Raw genomic sequence first — 2,379 nt, forward strand, 5'->3', positions numbered from 1 at the left:
ATCAAGACCAGACGGGCAGGGGAGGGGCGTAGCACCCGGAGGCGTGGGGGCATTCCCACTCGGACGGCAGATCTGACCCGTGGGCGGGGCTGAAAGGAAAGCGAGCTTTCTGATTTGTGATCCCAAGAGGGGTCGAGAAAGCAATCCCGGATGCGTTGGCAAGAACGTCAGGCACCGGCCAATCCAAGAAGGAACCATCCCATGTTCGCAGGAACCCTCACCCGCAATGTCGAGACCGCAGCCGCTCAGTACACCGGCATGATCCACTCGACGCGCTTTGACATCGCCATCCAGTTGGAGGCGCGGGCCAAGATGTCCGAACGCAGCCCGGATTTGGACGTGACGGCAGTCAACAAATCAGGCCGCAAAGTGCGCATCGGCACGGCCTGGAACGAGACCGGCAATACCAGCGGCAACCCCTACATCTCGATGCAGATCGATGTCGGCTTGGGTCCGTTCCGGGTCAACGCGGTGCAGACGAAAGAGGCGCGCGCGGCCCAGAGCGGCGAGTTTGAGATCATCCCGCTGGTCTCGAACGGCCTGATGAAATCCGGCTCGATCTCGGGGGAGCTCACCGCCATGGACGCCGACAACGCCTTCACGGGCTACATCGCCAACATGATGTTCGATCTGGAGTTCATGCTGATCGAGAACAGCTACAAATCCGAGGAAACCCACCCCGATTACCGTGTCGAGGTCAGCTCGCCCCGGGGCACACCGATCCGCGTCGGCTCGGCGTGGATGGCGAAAAGCAGCCGCACGGGTAATGACTACCTTTCGTTGCTGATCAACACGCCTGATGGCGACCTGCGCGTCAACGCCGTGCAGAACGAAGAACAGCGCGGCGGGCAGACTTTCTCGATCATCCCGTTCATCGACAGCGGTGAGCAGCCGCAGGATGCAGGCAAGGGGCTGTCGCTGGTTGCCTGATCAGCGCGCGAGGTGAGACGATCTGAACCGAAAGGGGAGCCGTGGGATCACGGTTCCCCTTTTTCCATGTCCGTTTGCGTGAAGGACGCCACCCGCTTGCGATCAGGTGCAAATGTGATACAATAATATATTATCGCAATATTGAGGGCGGGCGCGTGGCGGCTAGATCAGGGACGGTTCCATGGTTCGAGAGCTTTAATGTTGAGGCAGAGGTTGAAGATCTCCTCGCCCATATCGAGCGCTGCACCGGATTCGCGCTGCCCGCCCGAAAACGTGAAGTCATCATGACCCATGCAAGGGCAAAGTTCGACAGGACAAGGCAGGCATATCTGGAGGCCAAGGCGGTGGGAAAGCCGGTGTCCACATCGCGGCGTGCGTATCTGACCGACCTGCAGGACACGATCTTCATGGCGATCCCGGAGGAGAACCTTGCGCTGATGCCGCTAAGCCAACAGGTCCTGAACGACCCTTCATTTTACGCGGACGCCATGCATAGCGCCGCCGCGATCAGCGAGGATGAGCTCTTCATGGCGTTGTCCTCATCGCTGAACGATATGACGGTCCAAGACGCTCGGGCGTTTGTCTCGAAGCTGTGGCACAGCACGATCGATGACAATGCCCGCAAATACGCCGAAGCCCTGAAGCGCCCCGAGCGTGAAATCATGCCGCTGCGGCCTGGGAACACTGTGTAAGATCGAAGCGATTCTCCTGGCTTGAGCCGTACCGAGGTTGGCCGCCTCAAACCCCCTTTCTCGGAAGGGGCACCCTGTGCAGCGCGCGAAAGCTGTTGAAGGCGCTGTGGGGACGTCTACTGTCGCGAACATGATGAAACGGGATCACATGCGCGCTTTCTTGCGGCGCGCCGCAACGCTTGCCGCTTTTGTCGCGCTGCTCTGGGCGGTTCAGGTCGTCAATTGGATCACCGGCTACGGTTTGAACCCGGCCTTCGGCCTGATCCCCAGGCAGCTCGATGGTTTGGATGGCGTTGTCGCCATGCCGCTGATGCACGGAAGCTTCGCGCATCTGATGGCCAATACGCCGCCTCTCCTGGTGATGGGTGGGCTGCTGGTTGCCACGACCACGCGAGCCTTGCTGCCGGTGAACGCCGTGGTGATCGGCCTCGGCGGCGGACTCGTCTGGCTGTTCGGAAGCTCCGCCATCCATATCGGTGCGTCAGGGTTGGTCTTCGGCTGGTTTGGCTTCCTCGTCGCGCGCGGCTTCGTGGATCGCTCCCCGATCACGCTGGGCGCGGCACTACTGGTCGGTGTCCTCTATAGCTCCATTCTCTGGGGCGTTCTTCCGGGCCAACCCGGCGTCTCGTGGGAGGCGCATCTCTTCGGCGCCATCGCGGGCGCTGTCGCTGCATCCCTTGTCCGGACGCATGTCCATGTGCCGCGCCTCGGCGGTGTCGATTTGGACTGAAGCAGTACACCCTACGTTGTCGGCCCA

Annotated in this window: 3 protein-coding genes; all 3 read left to right on the plus strand. The window is 61.2% G+C overall.

Features of this window, described 5'->3' with window-relative positions; genetic code table 11:
* Nucleotides 1-201 precede the first annotated feature (201 nt).
* The 3 genes from CLV77_RS00150 (at nt 202) to CLV77_RS00160 (ending at nt 2,352) form a co-directional block, all read left to right on the plus strand.
* The gene (locus tag CLV77_RS00150) at nt 202-930 is read left to right on the plus strand and encodes a DUF736 family protein (RefSeq protein WP_076981247.1); all 729 of its coding nucleotides are present in this window, start codon (nt 202-204) and stop codon (nt 928-930) included.
* Nucleotides 931-1,085: 155 nt separating this feature from the next.
* Entirely contained in the window at nt 1,086-1,622 is a 537-nt protein-coding gene (locus CLV77_RS00155) for a hypothetical protein (protein WP_233128144.1), read from the plus strand.
* Nucleotides 1,623-1,770: 148 nt separating this feature from the next.
* Nucleotides 1,771-2,352 (plus strand): rhomboid family intramembrane serine protease, encoded by a 582-nt coding sequence (locus tag CLV77_RS00160; protein WP_047998149.1) that lies wholly within the window; start codon nt 1,771-1,773, stop codon nt 2,350-2,352.
* Nucleotides 2,353-2,379: the final 27 nt, after the last annotated feature.

Origin of the sequence: Brevirhabdus pacifica (assembly GCF_002797755.1) — a bacterium.
Taxonomy (GTDB): Bacteria; Pseudomonadota; Alphaproteobacteria; order Rhodobacterales; family Rhodobacteraceae; genus Brevirhabdus; species Brevirhabdus pacifica.